This is a genomic window from Clavibacter michiganensis (genome assembly GCF_016907085.1).
Classification (GTDB): Bacteria; Actinomycetota; Actinomycetes; order Actinomycetales; family Microbacteriaceae; genus Clavibacter; species Clavibacter michiganensis_O.
In genome coordinates this window covers 1733413-1759258 of sequence record NZ_JAFBBJ010000001.1, presented here as the reverse complement: position 1 = coordinate 1759258, position 25846 = coordinate 1733413, and the positions used below count along the sequence as shown (strand labels likewise).

Here is a 25846-nt window from a genome sequence, read left to right as displayed (position 1 = left end):
GTCGCGTCCGAGCGCGGCGCGATCAGAGGTCGAGCGCGGGGGAGCCCTTCGGCAGCCACGCGTGCACGGCCTCGCCGTCGGCGGCGGCCAGCCAGCCGTCGCCGCACGTCATGCTCGCGGCGGGGGAGGGATCCGGCCACCAGGTGTCCTGCACGGACGGCGCGGCAGCGTCGGCGGGCGCGGCGGCGCAGCCCAGCCGGTTGGCCGGCGTCGCGGAGCGGAACCCGAGGATCGCGCCCTCGCCGCGGAGCGACGTCTTGATGCGGACGTCGGTCGCGTCCGCGGGGATCCACGCCGGGATCCGGCCGCCGGCATCCGCCGCCGTGGCGTAGACCCGCGCGTCCGCCGGGGTGGTCATGCCGCCCACGGTGCTCGCCGCGCCGCAGCCGCCGAGTGCCAGCACGAGGAGGACGGTGAGAGGGAGGGCGACGAGCGGACGGACGGACCGGGGACGGGGCATGCTCCCAGTCCAGCGGAGCGGGGTCCGCCGCGCATCGGCCGCGAGGCCCCGGCCGTGGTCCCGGAGCATGATCCGCGCTCGGCCGCCAGGCGGACGGCGGATCGCCGGGCGTCAGCGGATCACGGGAACCAGCGGGCCGCCTCGAGGTCGACGCGGTACCCGGCGTCGGTCGGGGCGTCGAGGAGCGGGGTGCCCTCGGCCTCGTACCGGGGACGGGCCTCGTCGGCGAGACCGGTCGGCGGGTGCCCGCCCGCGCGGAGCACGCGCCACCAGGGGAGCCCCGAGCCGTGGTAGCGCAGCACCATGCCCACCGCGCGGGCACCGCGGCGGCCGAACACGGCGGCGACGTCGCCGTAGGTCATGACGCGGCCGGCGGGGATCTCGGCCACGACCTCGAGCACGCGGTCGGTGAACTCGCCCGGGGTGGCGAAGACGGCCACGCGCTAGAGCGCCAGCGCGCCGATGGCCTCGCCGTACTGGGTCTCGCCGATGACCTCGAAGCCGACGTGGGTGAAGAACTCCTCCGGGCCGTCCTCGCCCGGCTCCCACACGACCGTGAGGCGGTCGAATCCGCGCGAGCGGGCCTCGTCCGCGAGCGACAGGACCGCGAACCGGCCCACGCCGTGGCCCTGCGCGTCCGCGTCGACGTTGATGCGCCAGATGCAGCTGCGGAAGATCTCCTCGTGGGCCTCGGGGTCGAAGTTGCCCATGATGAAGCCGACGACCTCGCCGTCCTCCACGACCACGCGCGGCCAGGCGGTGGTGGGGTTGACGTAGGCCTCGGCGATGGAGTGCGACACGGGGGCGACGTAGTTCTCCTGCCCCGGCTTGAGCGTCAGCGTGTTGGCCGCCACGATCGTGCGGGCGCTCAGCTCTTCCAGTGTCATGTCGCTCATGGCCACAGGGTATCGGGCGGGCCTCCGTCGGGCCAGGAGCCGCGGGCTCCGTCGCGAGGCGGCGCCGGGAGGCGGTCCGGGGGCGCGGATCCGACCGTGACCCGCCGATGTCTCGATGTCGAGAGACAGGGGCCGCCGGGTAGGCTGGCCCACGGATCCACCGGCGACGAGCCGGACCCGGCGCGCGCCGACGGAGACGCGCACCGGAGGCGACCGACGAGCATGAGGAGGACTTCGTGGAGAAGATCAAGGTAGAGGGGACCGTCGTCGAGCTCGACGGCGACGAGATGACGCGCATCATCTGGCAGTCCATCAAGGACACGCTCATCCACCCGTACCTCGACATCGACCTCGAGTACTACGACCTGGGCATCGAGAAGCGCGACGAGACCGACGACCAGATCACGGTCGACGCGGCCAACGCCATCAAGAAGCACGGCGTCGGCGTCAAGTGCGCCACGATCACGCCCGACGAGGCGCGCGTCGAGGAGTTCGGCCTGAAGAAGATGTGGCGCTCGCCGAACGGCACCATCCGCAACATCCTGGGCGGCACGATCTTCCGCGAGCCCATCATCATCAGCAACATCCCGCGCCTCGTGCCCGGCTGGAACAAGCCGATCATCGTCGGCCGCCACGCGTTCGGCGACCAGTACCGCGCCACCGACTTCCGCTTCGAGGGCGAGGGCACGCTCACGATGACCTTCACGCCGAAGGACGGCTCCGAGCCGCAGCAGTTCGAGGTGTTCCAGAGCCCCGGATCCGGCGTCGCGATGGGCATGTACAACCTCGACGACTCGATCCGCGACTTCGCGCGCGCGTCGCTCTCCTACGGCCTCGCCCGGAACTACCCCGTCTACCTCTCCACCAAGAACACGATCCTCAAGGCCTACGACGGCCGCTTCAAGGACCTGTTCCAGGAGGTCTTCGAGGCCGAATACAAGGAGCAGTTCGACGCCGCCGGCCTCACCTACGAGCACCGCCTCATCGACGACATGGTCGCCGCCTCGCTCAAGTGGGAGGGCGGCTACGTCTGGGCCTGCAAGAACTACGACGGCGACGTGCAGTCGGACACCGTCGCGCAGGGCTTCGGCTCGCTCGGCCTCATGACCAGCGTGCTCACCACGCCCGACGGCAAGGTCGTCGAGGCGGAGGCCGCGCACGGCACCGTCACGCGCCACTACCGCCAGCACCAGCAGGGCAAGCCCACGTCGACGAACCCGATCGCGTCGATCTACGCCTGGACGCGGGGCCTCGCGCACCGCGCCAAGCTCGACGGCAACGACGCGCTGAAGACCTTCGCGGACACGCTCGAGGACGTCGTCATCACGACGGTCGAGAGCGGCAAGATGACGAAGGACCTCGCGCTGCTCGTCGGACCGGACCAGCCGTACCAGACGACCGAGGAGTTCCTCGCGTCGCTCGCGGAGAACCTGCAGACGCGACTGGCCTGATCCCGCGGGCGTCGATTCGACGCCGCCGCACGCCGAGAGGCCCCGCCCCCGTTCCGGGGGCGGGGCCTCTCGCATGCTCGCGTGACCGTCACGTGTGCAGAGGGTCGACGGGGGCCGTGGATTCCTCCCTACGGTTCTCCCCATCGCGTCGACGACGCGACTCCGCGACGGGGGCTCGTGCCGTCCTGCGCATCTCGGGCTCCGCGGATCCACGAGCCGGCCGACGCCGGCGACAGGAGGGAACAGCCATGCCCATCCACCGAGACCCGCTCCGGCCCGATCGGAGGCGGCGCCTCCGCGCGTCCCGCCCGATCGCCGCCTGCGTCGTCGCGTTCGCGCTCGTCGCGGCCGGCACCACGACGGCCAGCGCGGCCGACGCTCCGACCGCCACCCTCCCCGTCGGCGCCGGGGACGGCAGCTACCTCGTGACCCTGCGGGATCAGCCCGCCTCCGCGTACGACGGGACCCTCGACGGGCTCGCCCCCACGCGGGTCGAGCCGGGCGCGCGGCTCGACGCGCAGTCGGACGCCGTGCAGCGCTACTCCGACCACCTCACCCAGCGTCAGGACTCGGCCGCGGAGGCGGCGGGCGTCACGCCGACCAATCGGTACTCCCTCACCGTGAACGGCTTCTCGGCCAAGCTGACGGCGGCCCAGGTCCAGGCGCTCGGCCACGATCGCGACGTGCTGAGCGTGGAGCCCGACCGGACCCTGCACACGACGTCGACGCCGGACTCCCGCTTCCTCGGGCTCGAGGGCGACGGCGGTCTCTGGTCCAAGGTGGGCGGCGTCGACAAGGCCGGCCAGGGCACCGTGGTGGGCGTGATCGACACCGGCATCGCCCCGGACAACCCCTCCTTCGCCGGGAAGCCCCTCGGGTCGGCGCCCGGGGCGGATCCGTACCTCGACGGCTCCCGCATCGACTTCCGGAAGGGCGACGGCACCGTCTTCCACGGGACGTGCCAGACGGGCGACGGGTTCACCGCCGCCGACTGCTCCACCAAGATCGTGGCAGCGCGCTCGTTCGAGGCCGGCCGAGCCGCCTCAGGCGATCCCAACGGGCCGCAGGAGAAGGTGTCCCCCCTCGACACCGCGGGGCACGGGAGCCACACCGCGAGCACGGCCGCGGGCGACGCGGGCGTGGCGGCGACCGCGGGCACCATCCAGCAGACCATCGCGGGCATCGCCCCCGCCGCGAAGATCGCGGCCTACAAGGTGTGCTGGAGCGGACCCGACCCGACGAAGGAGACGGACGACGGCTGCGAGCTGTCCGACATCGTCGCCGGCATCGAGCAGGCCACGGCCGACGGCGTCGACGTGATCAACATGTCGCTCGGCGGCGACGGCAAGCCGGAGGACGCGTTCCAGCGCGCCCTCCTCGGAGCAGCGGACGCCGGCGTCTTCGTCGCGGCGTCAGCGGGCAACAGCGGCCCCGACGCCGGCACGGTCGCGAACACCGAGCCGTGGATCACCACCGTCGCGGCCAGCAGCGTGCCGCGCAACTACTCCGGCACGGTCACGCTCGGGAGCGGGGCGACCTTCGCCGGGGCCTCCGCGACCGTGGGATCGCCCGTGTCGGGCCCCCTCGTGCGCGCGGTGGACTCCGGGGTCACGGGCGCCGCGTCCCCCGAGCTGTGCGGTGCCGGGACCCTGGATCCCGCCAAGGTGCGCGGCCGCATCGTGCAGTGCGACCGCGGCACCGTCACCCGCATGGACAAGAGCACCGAGGTCAAGCGCGCGGGCGGCATCGGCATGGTGCTCACCAACGTCAAGCCCGACTCCCAGGACGACGACCTCCACGCCGTCCCCACGGTGCACCTCGATGCCGACGCCCGTCAGGCGATCGTCGACTACGCGGCGAAGGCGGGCGCCACGGTGACCCTGACGAACGGGAACACGACGGGCGTCGAGCGCCCCGCGCCGCAGGTCGCGGGGTTCAGCTCGCGCGGCGCCTCCGAGGAGGTCGACGGCGGCGACACCATCAAGCCCGACATCACCGCTCCCGGCGTGGGGATCCTGGCCGCGGTCAGCGACGCGGGCGGCAAGCCCGCCTTCGCCCCGTACTCGGGCACGTCCATGTCCTCGCCGCACATCGCGGGATTCGGGCTCGTCTACCTCGGCGTCCACCCCAAGGCGTCCCCTGCCGAGGTCAAGTCGGCGCTCATGACCACCGCGACCGACACGCTCGACGCGAACGGCAAGCCCGCCACGGATCCCTTCGCGCAGGGAGCGGGGCAGATCGCGCCGGACCGGTTCCTGAACCCGGGCCTCTACTACCCGAGCGGCGCGAAGGACTGGGCCGGCTACGCCGCGGCCACGGGGCTCGCGCTGCCGAACCCGGTGGCGCCGGTGGCGCCGTCCCAGCTGAACCTGCCGAGCATCGGCGTCGGCAAGCTCCTGGGATCCACGACCGTCACGCGCACCGTGACGTCGCTGACCGCGGGTACCTGGACGGCATCCGTGCAGGGCGTGTCCCAGGCTGATGTGAAGGTCACGCCCGCCCGGCTGACGTTCACGGCCCCCGGCCAGACGAAGTCCTTCCAGGTGCGCATCACGGCGAAGCGCGGTGCGCCGTCCGACGAGTGGTCCACCGGTTCGCTGACCTGGACGGGATCCGCCGGCACCGTCCGCAGCCCCATCGCGGTGCGGCCCACCGCGATCGTCGCCCCGGCGTCGGTCGACGGCACCGGCACGAGCGGGAAGGCCGACGTGTCGGTCGACGCGGGCACCACGGGCCGGATCCCGCTCACGGCCTCCGGGCTCGCGGCCGGTGAGCTGCTGAGCGACGGCGACACCGGCCACCCCGGCCACTCCGGCAGCGTCACCGCCACCGACGCCGACGGGGCCGAGATCACGGTGAAGGCGGGCGAGAAGGCGCTGGTCCTCGACGCGGCGCCGGTCGACGGGGCATCCGACCTCCTGCTGTACCTCCAGAAGGTGGGCAAGACCGACGACGACCGGAAGCTCATCAGCCTGCAGCAGACGTCCTCGCTGTCGGAGCGCATCGTCGTGCAGGCGCCGGAGGCGGGCGACTACATCGTCGGCGTGCAGGCCTCGAAGCTCGCGGGTTCGGCGACGAGCGTCGACTTCGACCTCACGCGGTACGACGTGCAGGGCACGGGCGGGGAGGGATCCTTCGCGGTCTCGCCGGCTCAGCTCCCCGTCACCGCGGGGAAGAAGGCCACCTACACGGCCTCGTGGTCGGGTCTCGCCGCCGGGAGGTCGTACGTCGGGCTCGTGGGCTACGGCGGCTCGACCGCCACCACGATCGTGGGCGTCACCACGCCCGCGGCCTCCGCGGCTCCCACGGCGACCACGGCTCCCGCCATCACGGGAACGCCGGACGTCGGGCAGACGCTCACGGCGTCGACGGGCACGTGGACGCCGCAGGGCGTCACGCTCGCGACGCAGTGGCTGTCGAACGGCACGCCGATCGCCGGGGCGACGGGATCCACGTTCCGCGTGACCTCCGCGGTCGCGGGCACGGCGCTCGCCGTCCAGGTCACGGCCACCGCATCCGACGGGCAGAAGGGCGTGGCCACCAGCCCGACCATCACCGCCCGGGACGCGGCGACGGTGCACCTGCAGGCGACGCAACCCCAGGGCGCGGCGAGCGGCACCGTGCACGTGCAGGTGTCGGTGACCTCGGCCGCGAAGCAGGCCGCCACGGGCGTGGTGCGCGTCACCGTGGACGGCACGGAGCACGACGTGCCGCTCGACGGCTCCGGCGCGGGCTGCGCGGACCTCACGGGCGTCGCTCCGGGGACCCGCACGGTGCAGGCCTCCTACGCGGGCGACCACCTCGTCGGCGGGGGCACGAGCCGCGCGCAGAGGATCCTCGTGCGCTGATCGTCGTGGGAGACGCGCGGAGGGCGGGTGCCGGCTGGCACCCGCCCTCCGTCGTGCGTGCGGAGCCCGTCACTACACGAGGGGGAGCGGTGGATCCTGAAAGGCTGCCGCACGGTAGGGGATCGCGCTCGGGCTTCGGGGACGCGCGATCGGGCGGGAGCGCTGTCATCGCGGGCTTCCGAGCGCGGCGGGCAACTGTTACACGGCGGTAACAACCGGCCGGTCTCAGGGCGAATACCCGGGGTATGTTGAGGATTCGCGCGTGTCGCATAGGGGTACGCGCGGGCCACTCATCCCCACTCGAAGGACGTGTTCGTGATCCCACGCTCCCCCAGGCTCCGCTCGGAGTCCGACCGCGCATCATCCCTGCGCAGGGCGACGGCCTCCGTCGCCGCCACCGCCCTCGTCGCCGCCGGCCTCGTCACGTTCGGAGCGGGCGGCGCCTTCGCCGCCCCGGCGCCGAACACCGCGACGCCGGCGTCCGAGCTGGAGGACGGCCGCTACATCGTGACCCTCGCCGACGAGGCCGCCGCGACCTACCAGGGCGGGGTCTCCGGCCTCGCCGCCACCGAGGCACGCTCGGGCACGCAGCTCGACGCGCGGTCCGCTCCCGTCTCGGAGTACACGGACTACCTCGAGGGCCAGCAGGAGGAGGTCGCCGCCAGCGTCGGCGCCGACATCGACTACTCGTACTCCCTGACGGTCAACGGCTTCTCGGCCGACCTCACCGCCGAGCAGGCCGCCGAGCTCACGAGCGACCGGAAGGTCCTGAGCGTCGAGCCCGACCGGATCTACCACCCCACCTCCACCCCCGCGGCCGACTTCCTCGGGCTCACCGGCCCGGACGGGGTCTGGGCGAAGACGGGCGGCCAGGAGAACGCGGGCGAGGGCGCCGTCATCGGCGTCATCGACACGGGCATCGCGCCCGAGAACCCGTCCTTCGCGGGCGAGCCCCTCGGGACCGCCGCGGGCGACGAGCCCTACCGCGACGGATCCACGATCCGCTTCGACAAGGGCGACGGCACCCAGTTCGCCGGCGTCTGCCAGACCGGCGAGCAGTTCACCGCGGACGACTGCAGCACCAAGATCGTCGGCGCGCGCTACTTCGTGGACGGCTTCGGCAAGGCGAACATCGGCAACGCGTCGACGGGCGAGTACGTCTCCCCGCGCGACGGCGACGGCCACGGCTCGCACACCGCGTCCACCGCGGCGGGCGAGGCCGGCGTGGAGGCCACCATCGACGGCAACCCGCTCGGCGAGATCTCGGGCGTCGCGCCGGCGTCGAAGATCGCCGCGTACAAGGTCTGCTGGTCGGGCCCCGACAACTCCGTGCAGACCGACGACGGCTGCGCGGGTGCGGACCTCGTCGCCGCCATCGAGCAGGCGACGGAGGACGGCGTCGACGTCATCAACTACTCCATCGGCGGCGGATCCGCGGAGACCACCTTCTCCGCGACCGACGCGGCGTTCCTCGGCGCCGCCAGCGCGGGCATCTTCGTCTCCGCCTCCGCGGGCAACTCCGGCCCCGGCGCCTCCACGCTCGACAACGCGTCGCCGTGGATCACCACGGTCGGCGCGAGCACGGTCGCGGGCAACTTCGAGGCGACCGCGAAGCTCGGCGACGGGCAGCAGTTCGCGGGCTCGTCCATCACCGTGACCGAGCCGGTCTCGGGCGCGTTCGTCACGGCGGCCTCCGTCGCCGCGGCCGGCGCCGTCACGCCGGCCCTCTGCGGTCCCGGCGTCCTGGATCCCGCGAAGACCGCGGGGAAGATCGTGCTGTGCGAGCGCGGCACGTTCGACCGGGTCGCGAAGTCGGCCGAGGTCGAGCGCGCGGGCGGCATCGGCATGGTGCTCGTCAACCCGACGCCCAACTCGATCGACGCCGACACGCACTCCGTGCCGACCGTCCACCTCGACGCCGACGTCTACGCCGCGGTCTCCGCGTACGCGTCCACGCCCGGCGCGACCGTCACCCTGGTGCCCGACAACACGACGGGCGTCTCCGCCCCGACCCCGCAGGTCGCCGGCTTCAGCTCGCGCGGACCGGTCCTCGCGGACGGCAGCGACATCCTCAAGCCCGACGTGACGGCGCCCGGCGTCTCGATCATCGCGGCGACGAACAACGCCGAGGGCGAGGAGCCGACCTTCGCGCTCCTCTCCGGCACCTCGATGGCGGCCCCGCACGTGGCCGGCCTCGCGCTGCTGTACCTGGGCGAGCGTCCGAACGCGTCGGTGTCCGAGATCAAGTCCGCGCTCATGACGACCGCGTACGACACGAAGGACGCGGACGGCGGCACGGTGACGGATCCCTTCACCCAGGGCGCCGGCCACGTCGACCCGACCCGCTACCTCGACGCGGGCCTGCTGTACCTCAACGACCGCAGCGACTGGGTCGCCTACCTCGTGGCCCTCGGCTACGGCACGGGCGTCGACCCCGTCGACCCGTCGGAGCTCAACCTGGCGAGCATCGCGATCGGCACCCTCACGGGCTCCGAGACCGTGACCCGCGAGGTCACCTCCACCGGACCCGGCACCTACACGGCCAGCGTGCAGGGCCTCGCGGGCGTCCAGACGGACGTCACGCCGTCCACGCTCGAGTTCACCGAGGCGGGCCAGACCAAGTCGTTCGAGGTGGCGTTCACGCGCACCACGGCGACGGTCGACGAGTACGCCACCGGCTCGCTCACCTGGACGAGCGCCGACCACGTCGTGCGCAGCCCCGTGGCCGTCAACCCCGTCTCCATCGCGGCCCCGGCCGAGGTGGATGGCACCGGGATCGACGGATCCGTGGACGTCACGGTCACGCCCGGCACCACCGGGCCCATCGCGCTCACCGCCGAGGGCCTCGCCCGCGGCGTCGTGATCCCGGACCCGAAGGACGCCTCGTCCCCGTACACCGGCTCCGGACCCGCGAAGACGTCGGCGACCTACACGGTCACCGTGCCGGAGGGGCAGCTCGCCACGCGGATCGACCTCGACTCCGCGGACGACGCCGCCGACCTCGACCTCACGGTGACGCACGTCGCCGACGGGAAGACGTCGACGTACACGTCGGCCACCGCGTCGGCCGACGAGTCCGTGACCATCGAGACGCCGGCGCCCGGCGACTACGTGGTCAAGGTGGACGTCTTCTCGATCCCGGCGGGCACGACGACGGCGGCCTACACGGTCACGCAGTTCGACCTCTCCACGACGTCGGACGAGGGCGCCTTCACGGTGTCCCCGAACCCGATCGACGCCGTGCAGAGCCGGCCCGTGACCTACACGGCCTCGTGGAGCGACCTCGCCCCCGAGACCGCGTACCTCGGCCGCGTCGCGTACTCGGGCTCCGGCTCCACGACCTACGTGCGCGTCGAGTCCGGCGCGATCCCGGCCCCGGTCGCGACCGCGCCGCCCGTGATCACCGGGACCCCCGTCGCCGGCCAGACGCTCACCGCGTCGCCCGGCACGTGGGACCAGGAGGGCCTGAAGTACTCGTACCAGTGGTTCGCGGACGGCAAGGCGCTCGCCGGCCAGACGCGCGCGACCTACAGGGTCTCGCCGTCGGTCTCGGGCAAGGCGATCACCGTCGTCGTGACGGCGAAGCCGGCCGAGGGCCCCACGGGCACAGCGACCAGCGAGCCCGTCGTGGTCAAGCTGGCCAGCACGGTCACGGTGAGCGTCAAGCCGCCCGTGCTGACGAGCGCGCAGAAGGCGGTCGTCACGGTCAAGGTCGACAGCGCAGCGAAGGCGGCGCCCACGGGCACCGTCACCGTGAAGGTCGGGGCGGACTCGTTCGAGGTCACGCTGGACGCGGCGGGCACCGGCCGCGTCGAGCTGCCGGCGTACGCGAAGGGCCGCTACGCGGTCACCGCGACGTACGCGGGCGACACGGCCAACGCGGCCAAGACCAGCTCGCCGAAGTACCTCTACGTGAGCCGCTGATCCGCGGCTGACCCGGAGTGACCGCCGAGGGGGCGGGTGCCGCGAGGCGCCCGCCCCCTCGTGGCGTCCGCGGCGCGATCCCCGCCGCGCGCGTCAGCGGAAGATGATCGTGCGCGCGCCGTCGAGCAGCACGCGGTGCTCCGCGAACCAGCGCACGGCCTGCGTGAGGGTGCGCGACTCCTCGTCCTGGCCGATCGCCATGAGCTCGCGGGCGCTGCGCGAGTGGTCGACCCGCACGACGTTCTGCTCCACGATCGGGCCCTCGTCGAGGTCGCTCGTGACGAAGTGGGCGGTCGCGCCGATGAGCTTCACGCCGCGCGCGTGCGCCTGCTTGTAGGGATTCGCGCCCTTGAAGCCGGGCAGGAAGGAGTGGTGGATGTTGATGATCCGGCCGCTGAGCCGCGCGCAGAGCTCGGGGGAGAGGATCTGCATGTAGCGCGCGAGCACCACCAGCTCGATGTCGTGCTCCTCCACCGCCCGGATCACGCGCTCCTCGAACGCCCGCTTCGACGCGTCGTCGGCCACGGGCACGTGCTCGAACGGCACGCCGTAGAAGCCCGCGAGGTCGGCCAGCCTCCCGTGGTTGCTCAGCACGAGCGGGATCTCGACGGGCAGCTGGCCCGCGCGCTGCCGGAACAGCAGGTCGTTCACGCAGTGCTCGGCGGTGGATCCCAGCACGAGCGTGCGCAGCGGCCGTCCCACCTCGTCGAGGTGCCACGTGGCGTCGTAGCGCTCGACCACGGCGGCGAGCGCGTCGGCCAGCCGGTCGTCGTCGGCCCCGCTCTGGATCTGCAGGCGCATGAAGAACCGGCCCGTGTCGGCGCTCGAGAACTGCTGCGACTCGGTGATGTCGCCGCCGGCCTCGACGATCGCGCCCGCGATGGCGTGCACGATGCCCGGGCGGTCGTCGCAGGAGAAGCTGAGGACGCGGTGCGGCGGACGCGCGCGGGTGGCCTGGTCGGTCATCCGTCTAGGCTATCGACTGGCCGCGCGGGTCCCGCCGGCCCCGGGAGCACTCCCGCCGTCGACGTCCTGTGGGTCTCCATGACGAACACCTCCCCCATCTTCCTGCCCGACCTCGAGCGCGCCGAGCGCTCCGGCCGCCGCCGCCCGCGGCCCGGGGTCGACCCGTCGTTCCGCTTCCCCTGGGTCGGGATCCTCACGCTCGCCGCGTGCGTGTTCCTCAGCGTCACGAGCGAGATGCTGCCCACGGGCCTCCTCAGCGAGATGAGCGGCGACCTCGGCGTCGAGGAGTCGCGCGTCGGCCTCCTCGTCTCCGTGTTCGCAGTGGCCGTGGTCGTCTCCAGCGCGCCGCTCGCGGCCCTCACGCGCCGGGTCCCGCGGCACGCGCTGCTGCTCGCGGTGCTCGCCGTCTTCGCGACGAGCAACCTCCTCACGGCCATCGCGCCCACCTTCGAGCTCGTCACCGCGACGCGCGTGCTCGGCGGCCTCGCGCACGGCCTGTTCTGGGCGGTCGTCGGCGCGTACTCGGCGCACCTCGTGCCTCCCGCGCTCATCGGCCGGGCGGTCGCGCTCACGGTCGGCGGCGGCAGCCTCGCGTTCGTGCTCGGCGTCCCGCTCGGCACCGCGGCCGGGCAGGCGTTCGGCTGGCGGGCGGCGTTCGCGGGGATCGGCGTGCTCACGATCCTCGGGATCCTGCTCACCTGGCGCTTCCTGCCGGCGGTCGGGCGTCCCGAGAGGGACGCTCCCGTCCACGCCCCCGCGGGAGGTCGCGTCGGGATCCGGCAGCGCATGGCCGGGCAGGGCCTCGGCGGCGTGCTGCTCGTGTGCCTCACCGCGATGGTCATCATGATCGGCCACTACGGCCTCTACACGTACGTCGACCCGTTCGTCACGCGCGTGATGCGGATCCCCGAGCAGCAGCTCAGCGCCATGCTCTTCGGCTACGGGATCGCCGGCGCGGTCGGGCTCCTCATCGCCGGCACCGTGTTCGCGAGCCGACCGCAGCTGGGCGTGCTCGCGGGGCTCGCGGCGGCGGCGCTGGGCGTCAGCGCGCTGGCGTTCGTGCCCGGCCTCTGGGTCGTCGCGATCCCCGGCTTCCTCCTCTGGGGCCTCGCGTTCGGCGCGATCCCGACCCTGCTCCAGACGCGCATGCTGCACGCCGCGCACCCGTCGTTCCGCGACACGGCCAGCTCCTTCTACACGACCGCGTTCAACGTCGGGATCGGCGGCGGCGCGCTCGTGGGCGGGGCGCTGCTCGACGGGCTCGGCATCGCCGCGCTGCCGGGCGCGTTCCTCGCGGTGATGGCGGTGTCGGTCGTGCTCGTCGTGGGATCCGCCGGTCGGGCCGCCCGGGGTCGCGCGGCTGCGGCGCGCTCCGCCGCCTGATCGCCGCCGGCGGGATTCCGTCGGTGTCCCCAGTCGCATCGGGGCGCCTCGTGCCTGCGGGAGGATGGGAGCCGTGACCACGACCCCCGCGCCCCTCGGCCTCCTCCTCGACGTCGACGGCCCCATCGCCAGCCCGATCACCCGCACCCTCGCCATCCCGAGCATCGCCGCCGACCTCGTGGAGCTCGCGGCCGCCGGTGTCCCCGTCGTCTTCAACACCGGGCGCTCCGACGCCTTCATCCGCGAGCAGGTCGTGGGTCCGCTGCTGGCGGCCGGCCTCCCTGCGGGCGCGCGCGTGCACGCCGTGTGCGAGAAGGGCGCGTCGTGGTTCTCCATCACGCCCGAGGGCGCGGGGGAGGTGCACGTCGACCGGTCGCTCGCGCTGCCCGAGGCGTACATGCGCGACATGGAGCGGCTCGTCGCCGAGCGCTTCGCCGAGTGGATGTTCTTCGACGCCACCAAGCACGCGATGGTCTCGCTCGAGCAGCTCACGAGCGTCTCCTCGGCCGAGTACCTCCGGGTGCAGCCCGACCTCGACGCGCTCGCGGTGGAGATGCTCACGGCGCACGGGCTCGGCTCGGTGCTCGAGGGCGTGGAGGTGCCCGACGCGGAGGGGAACGTGCAGGTGCGCGTGGATCCCACGATCATCTCGACCGACGTCGAGTCGATCCGCCTCGGCAAGGACCTGGGCGCCGCGCGCGCCCTGGAGCTCCTCGCGGACAGCGGCCCGCTGCCGCTGCGCTGGCGCACGGTCGGCGACTCGCGCACCGACTACGCGATGGCCACCTGGCTGCACGAGAACGGCCACGAGGTCGCGCACGTCGACGTGCGGCCGGCCGACGGGATCCCCGCGACGCCGTACGACGTGCTCACGGCCGGCGACCTCATCCACGACGAGGCCGGCGCCGCGCTCCTCGCGCAGTGGGTGCGCATCGTCCGCGGCGAGGCGGAGGACGACTCCGCGTTCCTCGCGCCGGGGCGCTCCGCGAGCTGATCCGCGCGGCTGCCTGCTGCGCTCCTCGCGTGGTCGGCGCCTCCCGCACCGCCCGCGCTCGCCGCACCGTCCGAGGGCCCGTCCGCATCCGGACGGCCCCTTCCGCGTGTGCGCGAACGGATGTTAGCCTCGGCTAACACTTCGACGGAGAGGCCGCCATGACCCGCACCGACCCCGAGCGCACGCGCGCGCGTCGGCCCGTCTCGGGCCCGCGGCTCGTGCTCCTGCTCGGCCCGGCGTTCGTCGCGGCCATCGCGTACGTGGATCCCGGCAACGTCGCCGCCAACCTCACCGCGGGCGCGCGCTACGGCTACCTGCTGGTGTGGGTGCTCGTCGCGGCGAACCTCATCGCCGTGCTCGTGCAGTACCAGTCGGCGAAGCTCGGGCTCGTCACGGGCCGGAGCCTCCCGGAGCTGCTGGGGCAGCGGCTGCCCACCGCGCGGCGCCGCGCGTTCTGGGTGCAGGCGGAGCTGATCGCCGCGGCGACCGACCTCGCGGAGGTCATCGGCGGGGCCATCGCGCTGCACCTGCTGTTCGGGATCCCGCTCGTCGCGGGCGGCGTGATCGTCGGCCTCGTCTCCATCGGCCTCCTCGCCGTGCAGTCGCGGCACGGGCAGCGGCCGTTCGAGCTCGTGATCGGCGCGCTGCTCCTCGTGATCACGGTCGGGTTCCTGACGGGCCTCGTCGTGAGCCCGCTGTCGGGATCCGGCATCGCGGGCGGCCTCGTGCCGCGGTTCGACGGGCCGGACAGCGTGCTGCTCGCCGCGAGCATGCTCGGCGCGACCGTGATGCCGCACGCCGTGTACCTGCACTCGTCGCTCAGCCGCGACCGGCACGGCGTGCAGACCGACGACGGCGTGCTCCGGCGGCTCCTCCGCGCGACGCGCTGGGACGTGATCACGGCGCTCGCCGTGGCCGGCGCCGTCAACATCTCCATGCTCCTCATCGCGGCCGCGAGCCTCGGCGGCGTGCCCGGCACCGACTCCATCGAGGGCGCGCACGCGGCCATCACGGCGTCTCTCGGGCCGGTCGTCGGCGTGGTCTTCGCGGTCGGGCTGCTCGCGTCGGGCCTCGCGTCGACGTCGGTCGGCGCCTACGCGGGCGCGGCGATCATGGGCGGGCTGCTGCACGTGCGGGTGCCGCTGCTCGCGCGCCGCGTGGTGACGCTGATCCCCGCGCTCGCGATCCTCGCCATCGGCGTCGACCCGACCACCGCGCTCGTCGTGAGCCAGGTCGTGCTGAGCCTCGGGATCCCGTTCGCGCTCGTGCCGCTCATCCGCCTGACGGGCGACCGCCGCGTGATGGGCGACCACGTCGACCGTCCGCTCACGCGCGTCGCGGCGTGGGTCGCGGTGTCGCTCGTGGTGGTGCTGAACGTCGCGCTCGTGGTGCTGACCTTCACGGGCTGAGCGCGGGGCCGCGGGCCGGGTGCGGCCGGGCGTCAGCCCGCGTCGGAGACCCAGACGGCGGACGCCGCGGCGGCCGTGAGCGGGCGGCGCGCGGATCCGTCGACCGTCACGACCACGGCGGCCGCATCGTCCGCGTCCCCGCGCGCGGCGCGCACGAGCGTCGCGTCCAGCCCGATCCCGTGCTCGGCGAGCTCGCGCAGCAGCCGCGGGTCCTCGTCGGAGATGCGGCGCACGCGCATCGGCCGGTCGGCGACGGCGTCCGCGAGCACGGTCGCGTCGGGCAGGTGCGGCTCGCCGTCGGCCGAGGGGATGGGGTCGCCGTGCGGATCCCGCGACGGGTGCCCGAGGTGCGCGTCGATGCGCGCCACGAAGCCGTCGGAGACCGCGTGCTCGAGCACCTCGGCCTCGTCGTGCACCTCGTCCCAGCCGTAGCCGAGGACCTCCACGAGGAACGTCTCGAGCAGCCGGTGGCGGCGCACCATCTGGATCGCGTGGCGCCGCCCGTCGTCCGTGAGCTCGATGCTGCCGTACGGCCGGTGCTCCACGAGGCCCTGCGCGGTGAGGCGGCGGATCCCGTCGGAGGCCGTGGCCGGACGGATCCCGAGCCGCTCGGCGAGGCGGCTGACGGTCATCGGCTGGTCGGTCCACTCGGTGGCGGTCCAGATGAGCTTGAGGTAGTCCTGGGCGGCGCTGGAGAGCTCGTCGACGGACATGCCGCCATGGTACCGAGAGGCCTCGCGCGCACCGCGGCCGATGCCGCCCGGCCGCGCGGTGCATGCTGGACGGGACCGCGGGCAGGGACGCCCGCGGCGGATCCGATGGAGGAACCACATGCACTACCGGAATCTCGGGAACAGCGGCGCGGTCGTCTCGACCTACGCGCTCGGCACCATGACCTTCGGCGCGGAGGCGGACGAGGAGACGTCGGGACGCATCCTCGAGGCGTACGTCGCGGGCGGCGGCACGTTCATCGACACCGCGGACGTCTATACCTCGGGCGTCTCGGAGGAGATCGTCGGCCGCTGGCTGAAGGCCCACCCTGCCGAGGCCGACCAGCTCGTCGTCGCCACGAAGGGCCGCTTCCCGATGGGGGAGGGCAACAACGACGTCGGCACCTCACGCCGCCACCTCACCCGCGCGCTCGACGACTCGCTGCGCCGCCTCGGCGTGGACACGATCGACCTGTACCAGATGCACGCCTGGGACGCCCTGACCCCGCTCGAGGAGACCCTGCGCTTCCTCGACGACGCCGTGCGGGCCGGCAAGATCTCGTACTACGGCTTCTCGAACTACCTCGGCTGGCAGCTGACGAAGGCCGTCGGGCTCGCGAAGGCGCTCGGGTACACGCCGCCCGTGACGCTGCAGCCGCAGTACTCGCTGCTCGTGCGGGAGATCGAGTCGGAGATCGTGCCCGCGTCGCTCGACGCCGGCATCGGCCTGCTGCCCTGGTCGCCGCTCGCGGGCGGCTGGCTCACCGGCAAGTACCGCCGCGACGAGACGCCCACCGGCGCCACCCGCCTCGGCGAGGACCCGGAGCGCGGCATGGAGGCGTTCACGCCGCGGAACGGCCAGGAGCGCACGTGGGCGATCCTCGACGAGGTGCGCCGCATCGCGGACGCGCACGGATCCAGCTCCGCCCGCGTCTCGCTCGCGTGGCTCGAGGCGCAGCCGGCGGTGACCAGCGTGATCCTCGGCGCCCGCACCGTGGAGCAGCTCGAGGACAACATGGCCTCGGCCGACCTGGAGCTCACGGCCGACGAGATCGCGTCGCTCAGCGCGGTGAGCGCGCCCGTGGTGTCCGACTACCCGTACGGCCCGGCCGGCGTGCAGCAGCGCCACCGCGCGATCGACGTGCGCGCCTGAGCCCGCCGCCGGTCGTCCCCTCGCCCGCTCCGGCGACGCGGGGACGGCCGGCCCCCGGCTCCCGGGGCGTGATCCGCACGCGCGGCACGTGCCGGCGCACCACGACCTCGAGGGTCAGCTGGCCGCGCCGGGCGAGGATCACGGCGACGACCGCGGCGGCCAGCGCCGGCATCCCGCCGGAGACGACCATGCCGGCGTGCACGCCCCACGCCTCGACGATCCCGCCCATGAGCGGCCCGCCGATGGCCTGGCCACCGAGCAGCACGAGCACGTAGACGCTCATCACCCGCCCGCGGATGGCCACGTTGCTGGAGAGCTGCACGAGCGAGTTCGCCGCGGTCTGGAACAGCAGCGACGCCATGCCGACCGTCACGAGCAGCACCGCGAACGGCGCGATGCCGGGCATGAGCCCCGCGGCCGCCTGCAGCAGCCCGGTGATCCCGGCGCCGACCACGATGGTCCGCAGCCGCACGGTCGCGCGGCGGGTCGACAGCAGCGCGCCGGTGAGCGCGCCGATCGCGACCATCGAGTTGAAGAAGCCGTAGCCGCCCGCGCCGACGTCGTACACGTCGCTCGCGAAGGCGGCGAGCAGCACGGGCATCGTGAGGCCGAAGACGCTGAAGACGGCGACGAGAACGACGGGCCAGAGGATGGTCGGCTTCGAGCGTGCGTACCGGAGGCCCTCCGCGAGCTGGCCGCGGCGGCGCGGGGCGGGCGGGATGCGGATCAGGTCGCGCGTCTTCAGGCTCCAGAGGGTGAGCACGACGACGACGCACGCGAGCGCGTTGATCGCGAACGACCAGCCGGCGCCGACGGCGAGCAGCAGGATCCCGCTGAGCGCGGGCCCCACCATGCCGCCGAGCTGGAACACCGACGAGTTGACGCTGATCGCGTTCCGGAGGTGCTGCTGCCCGACGATCTCGGTCACGAACACCTGGCGCGCCGGGTTGTCGATGACCGTGACGAGCCCGGTCGCGAACGCGATGGCGAAGATGTGCCAGGCCTCCACCGCGCCCGAGAGCGTGAGCACGGCGAGCAGCGCGCTGAGGAGCGCGTAGGTGCCCTGCGTGATCATCATCAGCATGCGCTTCGAGCACCGGTCGACGATGACGCCGCCGAGCAGGCCGAAGAACAGCATCGGCGCGAACTGCATGGCGACCGTGATGCCGACCGCCGTGACGCTGCCGGTGAGCTCGAGCACGAGCCAGTCCTGGGCGATGCGCTGCATCCAGCCCGAGGTCATGGCGATGACGTTGGAGGCCGTGAACCGGCGGAAGTTCGGCACGCTCAGGGCGATGAGCGTGTGGCGCCACGGCGGGCGCTGGGTCTGGATCGGGAGCGGGGCGGTCGGGGGGAAGGCGTTCGGCGGGGTCACGGTGTTCCTGCGGTGGCGGTTGCGTATGGGTGGCGTCGGTTCTGCATGGATGCGGCTCGGCGTCGAGCCGCGACCGACGCTACCCGCGGGCTTCCCATTCGGATCCCGTCTCGACATGATGAGTGGCATCACGTTCTCGAATGGCCGGGAGGCGCCGTGCTCGACCCGACCCTGCTCGCGACCTTCCTCGCCGTCGCCGACACCCGCAGCTTCACGCAGGCGGCCGCGCGGCTCGGGATCAGCCAGCCGACCGTGAGCCAGCAGGTGCGCCGGCTGGAGCGGGCCGTCGACCGCACGCTCATCGCGCGCGACACCCGGGCCATGCGCCTCACCGACGCGGGCGACGCCATGGCCGGGTTCGCGCGCACGATCCTCGCGGCGCACCGCGCGGCGGAGAGCTACTTCGGCGGATCCGAGGTGAGCGGCCGCCTGCGCTTCGGCACCGCGGACGACCTCGCCATCACGCAGCTCCCGCGGATCCTGCGCCACTTCCGGCAGCTGCACCCGCAGATCGAGCTGGAGCTCACGGTGACGCAGAGCGGCCCGCTGCACCGGCGGCTGCTCGCGGGCCAGCTCGACCTGATCCTCACCAAGACCACCGTCGACGAGCAGCCGACCGCGCGGCTCGTGGGGCGCGACCGCATGGTGTGGGTGGGCCTCGAGCGCACGCTCGTGGAGCCGGGCGCGACCGTGCCGCTCATCGCGTACCGCGCGCCGAGCATCAGCAGGCAGATGGCGATGGACGCGCTCGAGCGGGAGGGCCGCACCTGGCGGATCACGTGCAGCACGCGCGACGTGAACGGCGTGCTCGCGGCGGTGCGCGCGGGCATGGGCGTCGCGGTGCTGCCGCAGGCGCTGATCCCCACCGACCTCGTGAAGGTGACCTCGCGCCTCGGCCTGCCCGAGCTCGACGAGGTCGACTACGTGCTGATGGACAACCCGGCCGGGCCGCGCGCGTCCATCGAGGCGCTGACGTCGGCGATCATGTCGCGCGGGGTGACGCGCGCGAGCTGACCGCCGGCCTACCAGCGGGCGACGGGAGGCAGGTCGTCGTCGGGCCAGACCTCGCGGGCGCGGTCCTTCCGACCCCGACCGCGGCCACGCCCGGTGGGCTGGTGCGGCGGCTCGGGCTTGTCGGGATCCGCGGTCGGATCGCCGGGCCGCTCGAGCTGCATGGCGAGCGCGCGGAGCCGGGCGTCCATCTCCGCGTGGGCGGCCGCCGCCTCGTCGAGCCGGGCGCGCTCCTCGTCGACGTCGGCCGGGATCCGGGTGACCTCGTCGAGCGGCAGGGCGTCGGCCTCCGCCTCGGCGAGACGGCGGGCACGGCGGCGCGAGGCGAGGATGCCGAACGCGCCCACGCCGATCTGGAACAGGCCGAGCCAGCCGGACGCGTCGTTGACCGGCGCGAGCACGTGCCAGGCGCCGAGCGCGATCCAGCCGATGTTGACCCACATGGGCCAGGCGAACCCGGATGCGGCGCGCGCGCCCTCCGGGGGCTCGTGCGTCCCGCGTCCCTCGTCGCTCATGCCGTTCCTCCGTGCCGACCCGTCGATGACTGCGAGTGTGTCACGCGAGGTCGTGAGCCGCCTGGAGCCAGACGAACGTGCGCGGACTCAGGACGATGCCCTTCGTGAGGCGGAGCCGCTCGTCGCGCACGAGGTCCACGGCGTGCTCCGCGAAGCCGCCGAGCGTCTCCGCGGACACCGTCGCGGGCTCGTCGCCGAGGTTCGCGAGCACCAGGACCGTGCCGTCGTCGTGCGGGCGCTGGTAGCCGAGCACGTGCGGGTCGTTCGCGTCGAAGCCGACGACGCGCGTGCCGCCGAGCGCGGGGGTGGCGCGGCGGACCGCGATGAGCCGCCGGATCCCGGCGTGGATGACGCCCGTGCTCGTGGTGCGGTCGTCGCGCTCGCCGTAGCGCTCGAACGGGTACAGCGGGCGGTTCACCCACCTGCTGTCGTCGGCGTGGGCGGGGACGTCGTCGTATCCGTAGTCGTTGAGCTGGCCGACCTCGTCGCCGAGCACGATCAGCGGCAGGCCGCCGGTGCTGAGGGCGATGGAGTGGGCCAGCAGGATCCGCTCGACCGCGCCCGGGTCGTCCTGCTCGAGGCCCGCGAGGGACGCCGTGGTGCCGGCGACCGCGCCGTCCGGGTGCCGGATCCCGCGCGCGTGGCTGCCGGGGAAGCCGCCCACGTGGTACTCGGCGAGGAAGCGGCGGTGCTCGTCGGGGTCGATGCCGAGGGCGCGCGCGTCGTCGTCGTCGAAGGCGAAGCGGAGCGCGTCGTGGCTGCGGACGCGCGCGGTGCGGACGGCGCCGGCGGGCACGTCGCCGCGGCGCTGGAGGGCGCGGGAGAGGAGGGCGGCGGACCGGGTGGCGAGCGCCTCCCAGACGAGCGCGGTGAGCGCGGGGTCGTCGGCGAGGCGCACGGCGTCGCCGTCGAGGAGGTCGGCGGACCCGCGCGGATCCGTGTCGGCCGCGACGGCCAGCGCGAACGCGGGAGAGACGCGGCGGCCGAGGACGGCGATCACGCGGAGGAGGGCGGGCCGGTCGGCATCGTGCGCGCCGAGGACGGCGGCGGGATCCACGCGGACCACGTCCATCCCGACGGCGGCGAGGGCGACGGACTCGCGGACGGCGTCGCGGATCCGGTCGACGAGGGGCGCGTCGGCGTCCGCGCCGGAGAGGTCGACCGCGAGCGTGAGGCCCGCGTCGTGGAGGGCGTCGGCGAGGTCGCCCAGGTCGGCCGCGGATCCGAGGCCGGCGCGCACGCGCACCCCTGGCGCCAGGAGGGCGTCCGCGTCGTCGTCGTCCGCGCGTTCGGCGACCGGCGTGATCTGCAGGTGGGTGAGCCCGAGGTCGCGGAGGGCGGGGATCCGCGCGGCGAGGCCCCGCAGGTCGTCGGCGTACCGGTCGACGTAGCAGACGCCGCCCGTGCGGAGGTCGAGGTCGAGGCCGTCGGGGGATGCGCCGGTCGGGGCGCGGCGGGCGCGCACGTCGCGGAGATCCGCGGCCAGCGCGTCGGCGAGGGAGTCGGCGTCGTCGTCCACGAGCGGGCGGAGGTCGGCGGCGAGGGCGTCGCGGTCGAGCGGGGGCGCGGCGGGCGCGTCGCCGTGGGCGCGGTCGTCGCCGGCGGCCGGGTCGTCGGCGCGCGCGCCGTCGCGGTCGTGTCCGCCTGCCGCGGGATCGGTCGTGAGCGCTGCGCTCCCCATGCTCGGTCCTTCCTCCGCATCCGGCGGGCACCGTCGCCCGACCCCCTGATCCTACGGGCGGGCGGCGCGCGCGACCCCCTGAACCGTTCGTGCGCAGCGGATCTCCTCGCCCGGCGGCCATCCCGCGACCGTCCGGGCACGGGCGCGCGCCTCGCGGGCGCGCGCCCGCCCGGGTAGGATCGGACCCGTCGCGACTGGCGTTCGGATGGGTCACCATCGGGGAGCGACTCACACGGTTGGTGGCCGTACGCCTGGGCCACGACGCATCCATTCGTCCACCGTGCTCAAGGAGTCCCATGCCCGTCGACCAGTCCTTCAACGCCCCCCTCTCCGAGGTCGACCCGGAGATCGCGGCCGTCCTCGAGCAGGAGCTCGGCCGTCAGCGCGGCACCCTCGAGATGATCGCCAGCGAGAACTTCGTGCCGCGCGCGGTGCTGCAGTCGCAGGGATCCGTGCTCACCAACAAGTACGCCGAGGGCTACCCGGGCCGCCGCTACTACGGCGGCTGCGAGTTCGTGGACGTCGCCGAGCAGCTCGCCATCGACCGCGCCAAGAGCCTCTTCGGCGCCGAGTTCGCCAACGTCCAGCCGCACTCCGGCGCCACCGCGAACGCCGCCGTCCTCGCCGCCATCGCGCAGCCGGGCGACACGATCCTCGGCCTCGAGCTCGCGCACGGCGGCCACCTCACGCACGGCATGAAGCTCAACTTCTCCGGCAAGCTCTACGACGCGGCCGCGTACGGCGTCGATCCCGACACCTTCCTCATCGACATGGACGTCGTGCGCGAGAAGGCGCTCGCGCACCGCCCGCAGGTCATCATCGCCGGCTGGTCGGCGTACCCCCGCCACCTCGACTTCGCCGCGTTCCGCTCCATCGCGGACGAGGTCGGCGCGAAGCTCTGGGTCGACATGGCGCACTTCGCGGGCCTCGTCGCCGCGGGCGTGCACCCCTCGCCCGTCCCGTACGCGGACGTCGTCTCCTCCACCGTGCACAAGACCCTCGCGGGCCCCCGGTCCGGCGTGATCCTCAGCCGCGACACCGCGCTCGCCAAGAAGCTCAACTCGGCCGTGTTCCCGGGCCAGCAGGGCGGCCCGCTCATGCACGTCATCGCGGCCAAGGCCACGGCGTTCAAGATCGCGGCCACCGAGGAGTTCGCGGACCGCCAGCGCCGCACCATCCAGGGCGCGCAGATCCTCGCCGAGCGCCTCGTCGCGGCCGACTCCACCGAGGCCGGCGTCTCCGTGCTCACGGGCGGCACCGACGTGCACCTCGTGCTCGCCGACCTGCGGAACTCGCCCATCGACGGCAAGCAGGCGGAGGACGCGCTGCACGAGGTCGGCATCACCGTCAACCGCAACTCGGTGCCTTTCGACCCGCGCCCGCCGATGGTCACGTCCGGCGTCCGCATCGGCACGTCCGCGCTCGCGACCCGCGGCTTCGGCGAGACCGAGTTCACCGAGGTGGCGGACATCATCGCCGAGACCCTCAAGCCCGGCAGCGACCTCGCCGCCCTGCGTGCGCGCGTGCTGACGCTCACCGACGGCTTCCCGCTCTACGAGGGCCTCACCCAGTGACCGCGGTCGTGCTCGACGGCGTCGCCACCGCGTCGGCCGTCAAGTCGGAGCTCGCCGTGCGGATCCGCGCCCTCCGCGAGCAGGGCCTCGTGCCCGGGCTCGGCACGCTCCTCGTGGGCGACGACCCGGGATCCCGGTCGTACGTCGCGGGCAAGCACCGCGACTGCGCCGAGGTGGGCATCGAGTCCATCCGCGTCGACCTCCCCGCCGACGCCACCGAGGCCGACGTGCGCCAGGCCATCGAGCGGCTCAACTCGGATCCGGCCGTCACGGGCTACATCGTGCAGCTGCCGCTCCCCGCGGGCATCGACGAGAACGCCATGCTCGAGCTCATCGACCCGTCCAAGGACGCGGACGGCCTGCACCCGACCAACCTCGGGCGCCTCGTGCTCGGCGTGCAGGGCGAGCTGACCTCGCCGCTGCCCTGCACCCCGGCCGGCATCGTCGAGATGCTCGAGCGCTACGAGGTGCCGATCGCCGGCCAGCACGTGGTCGTGGTCGGCCGCGGCCTCACGGTCGGGCGGCCGCTCGGGCTGCTGCTCACGCGCAAGGGCCTCGACGCCACCGTCACGCTCACGCACTCGCGCACGCGCGACCTCGAGCAGGAGGTCCGCCGCGCGGACATCGTGGTCGCGGCCGTCGGCGTCGCGCACCTGATCAAGCCGGAATGGGTCAAGCCGGGCGCCGCGGTGCTCGACGTGGGGATCACGCGCGTCGTGGATCCCGAGACCGGGAAAGCGCGCCTCACGGGCGACGTCGACCCGGCCGTCGCCGAGGTCGCCGGCCACCTGTCGCCGAACCCGCGCGGCGTCGGGCCGATGACGCGGGCGATGCTGCTGGTGAACGTGGTGCTGGCCGCCGAGCGCGACGCGCGCCTGGCCGCCGAGCTGCGCGGCTGACGGCGCTCGCCGCGTCGCCGTGGCGCGGATCGAGGAGGGGACGGCCGGTCAGGCCGTCCCCTCCTCGCGTCCGGGGGCCATCGTCGTGCCCAGCAGGACCGCGGGCATCGGGATCGCCCCCGCGTGCAGCCGCGCGTTCTCGACGTAGCGCTCGGCGTTCCCGCGGAGCCCCGCGACCTCCTCGTCGGTGAGCTCGCGCCGCACCTTGCCGGGCACGCCCGCGACGAGCGAGCGCGGCGGGATCACCTGCCCCTCGAGCACGACCGTCCCGCCCGCGAGCAGCGACTCCCGTCCGACGACCGCGCCGTTCATCACGGTGGCGGACATGCCGACGATGCAGTCGTCCTCGATCGTGCAGCCGTGCAGCACCGCGTTGTGTCCGACGCTCACCCCCGCGCCCACCGTGAGCGGGAAGCCCGCGTCGACGTGGCAGCTCACGTTGTCCTGCAGGTTGGAGCCCGCGCCGATCCGGATGTCGGCGGTCTCCGCGCGCAGCACGGCGTTGAACCACACGCTGGATCCCGCGGCGAGCGTCACCCGTCCCACGATGCGCGCGCCCGCCGCCACCAGGGCGTCGGGCGCGATGTCGGGCGCGGGGGATCCGGGGAGCACGCGGACGGTGGCCTGGGGATCGACGGTCATGCCGCCAGGGTAGGCCGCGCGGTCAGGCGCGCGGGCTCATCCGCGTGCCGCGCTCCATGGGCGCGAAGCCGGCGGCGACGTAGGCGTCCCACGGCGCGCGGTAGTAGGGGAGCGGCGAGGCGTTGATGAAGACGTCCCGCCCGCCCAGCTCGCCGACCCGACGGCAGACGTCGAGCGCGAGGATCTGCGCCAGGCCCCGTCGGCGGTGCTCCGGCACGATGCCGAGCGGCTCGAGCTCCGCCCATCCGCTCGCGGGGTCGAGCCAGGCGGTGCAGGTGCCAGCCAGAGTGCCGTCGGGCGCCTCGATCACGAGGTCGAGCTCGCGCCGGTACACGGCGGCGGTCTGCATGGCCGCGTAGCCGACCGCGTCGAACCGGCTCTCGGCGTCGGGGTCGATGCCGTCGCCGGATCCGTCGGTGAAGGGCAGCTCGACCGGCTTCCACGCCCGGCGGTGCGCGTCGACCTTGGCCTGCTCCTCGCCCTGCGCGACCGGGCGGATGCGGTACCCGGCGGGCGGCCGCGCGCCCGTGTCGCGGGCCGGGTGGCGGAGCCCGGCGAGCGGGACGGCCTCGTCGACGAAGCCGCGGGCCGCGAGGATCCCGCGGAGCCGCTCCTGCCCGCGGTGCACGGCCACGCTCACGCGCCCGTCGCCGGCCGCGTCGAGGAGCCACGCGGCCAGCAGGTCGGAGGTGGCGTCGTCGCCGGGCGCGCACTCGACGCGCGCGTCGTCCGGCGAGGACGCGGCCCATCCGGTCAGCGCGCCGGCGTCGTCGCGGGCCACGGCGATCCGCTCGGGCAGCTGCCCGGTGGACGCCTCCCACGCGAAGCCGCCGGGGTGCGTCGACGCGGGGAACCACGCGGAGAGCGCACGCGCGATGTCGCGGACCGCCGCGTCCCGGTCGTCGGCGATCTCGGTCAGGCCCACGGGTGGTCGCATTCCGCCGAGCCTAGGGGG

20 protein-coding genes and 1 riboswitch are annotated in these 25846 nt (G+C 73.9%); of the genes, 10 read left to right on the top strand and 10 right to left on the bottom strand.

Annotated features, from left to right (window positions below):
- Window positions 1-22 precede the first annotated feature (22 nt).
- The 3 genes from JOE38_RS08055 to JOE38_RS08045 form a co-directional block, all read right to left on the bottom strand.
- On the bottom strand, window positions 23-460 hold the full coding sequence (locus JOE38_RS08055) for a hypothetical protein (RefSeq protein ID WP_239544780.1): 438 nt from the start codon (window positions 458-460) through the stop codon (window positions 23-25).
- 119 nt (window positions 461-579) lie between these two features.
- The gene (locus JOE38_RS08050; protein WP_204575656.1) at window positions 580-900 is read right to left on the bottom strand and encodes an MGMT family protein; all 321 of its coding nucleotides are present in this window, start codon (window positions 898-900) and stop codon (window positions 580-582) included.
- 3 nt (window positions 901-903) lie between these two features.
- Entirely contained in the window at window positions 904-1356 is a 453-nt protein-coding gene (locus JOE38_RS08045; RefSeq protein ID WP_086517744.1) for a GNAT family N-acetyltransferase, read from the bottom strand.
- Between the two features lie 236 nt (window positions 1357-1592).
- On the opposite strand from JOE38_RS08045, the gene JOE38_RS08040 reads away from it, so the two are divergent.
- The 3 genes from JOE38_RS08040 to JOE38_RS08030 all read left to right on the top strand — a co-directional run bounded on the left by JOE38_RS08040 (window position 1593) and on the right by JOE38_RS08030 (window position 10579).
- Window positions 1593-2807 (top strand): NADP-dependent isocitrate dehydrogenase, encoded by a 1215-nt coding sequence (locus tag JOE38_RS08040; protein WP_204575655.1) that lies wholly within the window; start codon window positions 1593-1595, stop codon window positions 2805-2807.
- 248 nt (window positions 2808-3055) lie between these two features.
- Window positions 3056-6655, top strand: a complete 3600-nt coding sequence (locus tag JOE38_RS08035) for a S8 family serine peptidase (RefSeq protein ID WP_204575654.1) — start codon at window positions 3056-3058, stop codon at window positions 6653-6655.
- Between the two features lie 309 nt (window positions 6656-6964).
- Window positions 6965-10579, top strand: coding sequence for a S8 family serine peptidase (locus JOE38_RS08030; RefSeq protein WP_204575653.1), 3615 nt, complete (start codon window positions 6965-6967; stop codon window positions 10577-10579).
- Between the two features lie 93 nt (window positions 10580-10672).
- Here JOE38_RS08030 and purU read toward each other — a convergent pair whose 3' ends face one another.
- Complete coding sequence (gene purU / locus JOE38_RS08025) at window positions 10673-11545, bottom strand: formyltetrahydrofolate deformylase (protein WP_204575652.1); 873 nt, start codon at window positions 11543-11545, stop codon at window positions 10673-10675.
- 78 nt (window positions 11546-11623) lie between these two features.
- Between purU and JOE38_RS08020 the strand changes: the two genes are divergently transcribed.
- The 3 genes from JOE38_RS08020 (at window position 11624) to JOE38_RS08010 (ending at window position 15331) form a co-directional block, all read left to right on the top strand.
- On the top strand, window positions 11624-12928 hold the full coding sequence (locus JOE38_RS08020; protein WP_204575651.1) for an MFS transporter: 1305 nt from the start codon (window positions 11624-11626) through the stop codon (window positions 12926-12928).
- A 64-nt stretch (window positions 12929-12992) separates the two neighbouring features.
- Window positions 12993-13922: a hypothetical protein gene (locus JOE38_RS08015; protein WP_204575650.1), complete on the top strand. Its 930-nt coding sequence runs from the start codon at window positions 12993-12995 to the stop codon at window positions 13920-13922.
- Between the two features lie 158 nt (window positions 13923-14080).
- Window positions 14081-15331: an Nramp family divalent metal transporter gene (locus JOE38_RS08010; protein WP_204575649.1), complete on the top strand. Its 1251-nt coding sequence runs from the start codon at window positions 14081-14083 to the stop codon at window positions 15329-15331.
- Between the two features lie 32 nt (window positions 15332-15363).
- Here JOE38_RS08010 and JOE38_RS08005 read toward each other — a convergent pair whose 3' ends face one another.
- Window positions 15364-16044, bottom strand: coding sequence for a metal-dependent transcriptional regulator (locus JOE38_RS08005; RefSeq protein WP_204575648.1), 681 nt, complete (start codon window positions 16042-16044; stop codon window positions 15364-15366).
- A gap of 118 nt (window positions 16045-16162) precedes the next feature.
- On the opposite strand from JOE38_RS08005, the gene JOE38_RS08000 reads away from it, so the two are divergent.
- A complete protein-coding gene (locus JOE38_RS08000; RefSeq protein WP_204575647.1) occupies window positions 16163-17194 on the top strand; it encodes an aldo/keto reductase in 1032 nt (343 codons plus the stop codon).
- Here JOE38_RS08000 and JOE38_RS07995 read toward each other — a convergent pair.
- Window positions 17103-18569: an MFS transporter gene (locus tag JOE38_RS07995; protein ID WP_204575646.1), complete on the bottom strand. Its 1467-nt coding sequence runs from the start codon at window positions 18567-18569 to the stop codon at window positions 17103-17105. The genes JOE38_RS08000 and JOE38_RS07995 overlap by 92 nt on opposite strands.
- Before the next feature lie 156 nt (window positions 18570-18725).
- On the opposite strand from JOE38_RS07995, the gene JOE38_RS07990 reads away from it, so the two are divergent.
- Window positions 18726-19583, top strand: a complete 858-nt coding sequence (locus tag JOE38_RS07990) for a LysR substrate-binding domain-containing protein (protein ID WP_012039214.1) — start codon at window positions 18726-18728, stop codon at window positions 19581-19583.
- Window positions 19584-19591: 8 nt separating this feature from the next.
- On the opposite strand, the gene JOE38_RS07985 is transcribed toward JOE38_RS07990, so the two are convergent.
- Entirely contained in the window at window positions 19592-20095 is a 504-nt protein-coding gene (locus JOE38_RS07985; protein ID WP_204575645.1) for a hypothetical protein, read from the bottom strand.
- Between the two features lie 40 nt (window positions 20096-20135).
- Complete coding sequence (locus JOE38_RS07980) at window positions 20136-21776, bottom strand: DUF3459 domain-containing protein (protein ID WP_204575644.1); 1641 nt, start codon at window positions 21774-21776, stop codon at window positions 20136-20138.
- A 180-nt stretch (window positions 21777-21956) separates the two neighbouring features.
- Window positions 21957-22040, top strand: a riboswitch (ZMP/ZTP riboswitch).
- A 32-nt stretch (window positions 22041-22072) separates the two neighbouring features.
- On the opposite strand from JOE38_RS07980, the gene glyA reads away from it, so the two are divergent.
- Together glyA and JOE38_RS07970 are read left to right on the top strand one after the other, a co-directional pair.
- Entirely contained in the window at window positions 22073-23350 is a 1278-nt protein-coding gene (gene glyA / locus JOE38_RS07975; protein ID WP_043586123.1) for a serine hydroxymethyltransferase, read from the top strand.
- Window positions 23347-24249: a bifunctional methylenetetrahydrofolate dehydrogenase/methenyltetrahydrofolate cyclohydrolase gene (locus JOE38_RS07970; protein WP_204575643.1), complete on the top strand. Its 903-nt coding sequence runs from the start codon at window positions 23347-23349 to the stop codon at window positions 24247-24249. The genes glyA and JOE38_RS07970 overlap by 4 nt, the downstream gene beginning before the upstream one ends.
- Window positions 24250-24297: 48 nt before the next feature.
- Here the strand turns inward: JOE38_RS07970 and JOE38_RS07965 are convergent, their stop codons facing one another.
- Window positions 24298-24891 (bottom strand): gamma carbonic anhydrase family protein, encoded by a 594-nt coding sequence (locus JOE38_RS07965; protein WP_204575642.1) that lies wholly within the window; start codon window positions 24889-24891, stop codon window positions 24298-24300.
- Between the two features lie 22 nt (window positions 24892-24913).
- Window positions 24914-25828 (bottom strand): GNAT family N-acetyltransferase, encoded by a 915-nt coding sequence (locus JOE38_RS07960; RefSeq protein WP_204575641.1) that lies wholly within the window; start codon window positions 25826-25828, stop codon window positions 24914-24916.
- Window positions 25829-25846: the final 18 nt, after the last annotated feature.

Bases quoted from the DNA above. Each gene is read 5' to 3' on its own strand.
- JOE38_RS07985 (WP_204575645.1), bottom strand. From the start codon at position 20,095: ATGAGCGACGAGGGACGCGGGACGCACGAGCCCCCGGAGGGCGCGCGC.
- purU (WP_204575652.1), bottom strand. From the start codon at position 11,545: ATGACCGACCAGGCCACCCGCGCGCGTCCGCCGCACCGCGTCCTCAGC.
- JOE38_RS08015 (WP_204575650.1), top strand. From the start codon at position 12,993: ATGGGAGCCGTGACCACGACCCCCGCGCCCCTCGGCCTCCTCCTCGAC.
- JOE38_RS08010 (WP_204575649.1), top strand. From the start codon at position 14,081: ATGACCCGCACCGACCCCGAGCGCACGCGCGCGCGTCGGCCCGTCTCG.
- JOE38_RS08005 (WP_204575648.1), bottom strand. From the start codon at position 16,044: ATGTCCGTCGACGAGCTCTCCAGCGCCGCCCAGGACTACCTCAAGCTC.
- JOE38_RS07965 (WP_204575642.1), bottom strand. From the start codon at position 24,891: ATGACCGTCGATCCCCAGGCCACCGTCCGCGTGCTCCCCGGATCCCCC.
- JOE38_RS08020 (WP_204575651.1), top strand. From the start codon at position 11,624: ATGACGAACACCTCCCCCATCTTCCTGCCCGACCTCGAGCGCGCCGAG.
- JOE38_RS08035 (WP_204575654.1), top strand. From the start codon at position 3,056: ATGCCCATCCACCGAGACCCGCTCCGGCCCGATCGGAGGCGGCGCCTC.
- JOE38_RS08000 (WP_204575647.1), top strand. From the start codon at position 16,163: ATGCACTACCGGAATCTCGGGAACAGCGGCGCGGTCGTCTCGACCTAC.
- JOE38_RS08055 (WP_239544780.1), bottom strand. From the start codon at position 460: ATGCCCCGTCCCCGGTCCGTCCGTCCGCTCGTCGCCCTCCCTCTCACC.
- glyA (WP_043586123.1), top strand. From the start codon at position 22,073: ATGCCCGTCGACCAGTCCTTCAACGCCCCCCTCTCCGAGGTCGACCCG.
- JOE38_RS08045 (WP_086517744.1), bottom strand. From the start codon at position 1,356: ATGAGCGACATGACACTGGAAGAGCTGAGCGCCCGCACGATCGTGGCG.
- JOE38_RS07960 (WP_204575641.1), bottom strand. From the start codon at position 25,828: ATGCGACCACCCGTGGGCCTGACCGAGATCGCCGACGACCGGGACGCG.
- JOE38_RS07980 (WP_204575644.1), bottom strand. From the start codon at position 21,776: ATGGGGAGCGCAGCGCTCACGACCGATCCCGCGGCAGGCGGACACGAC.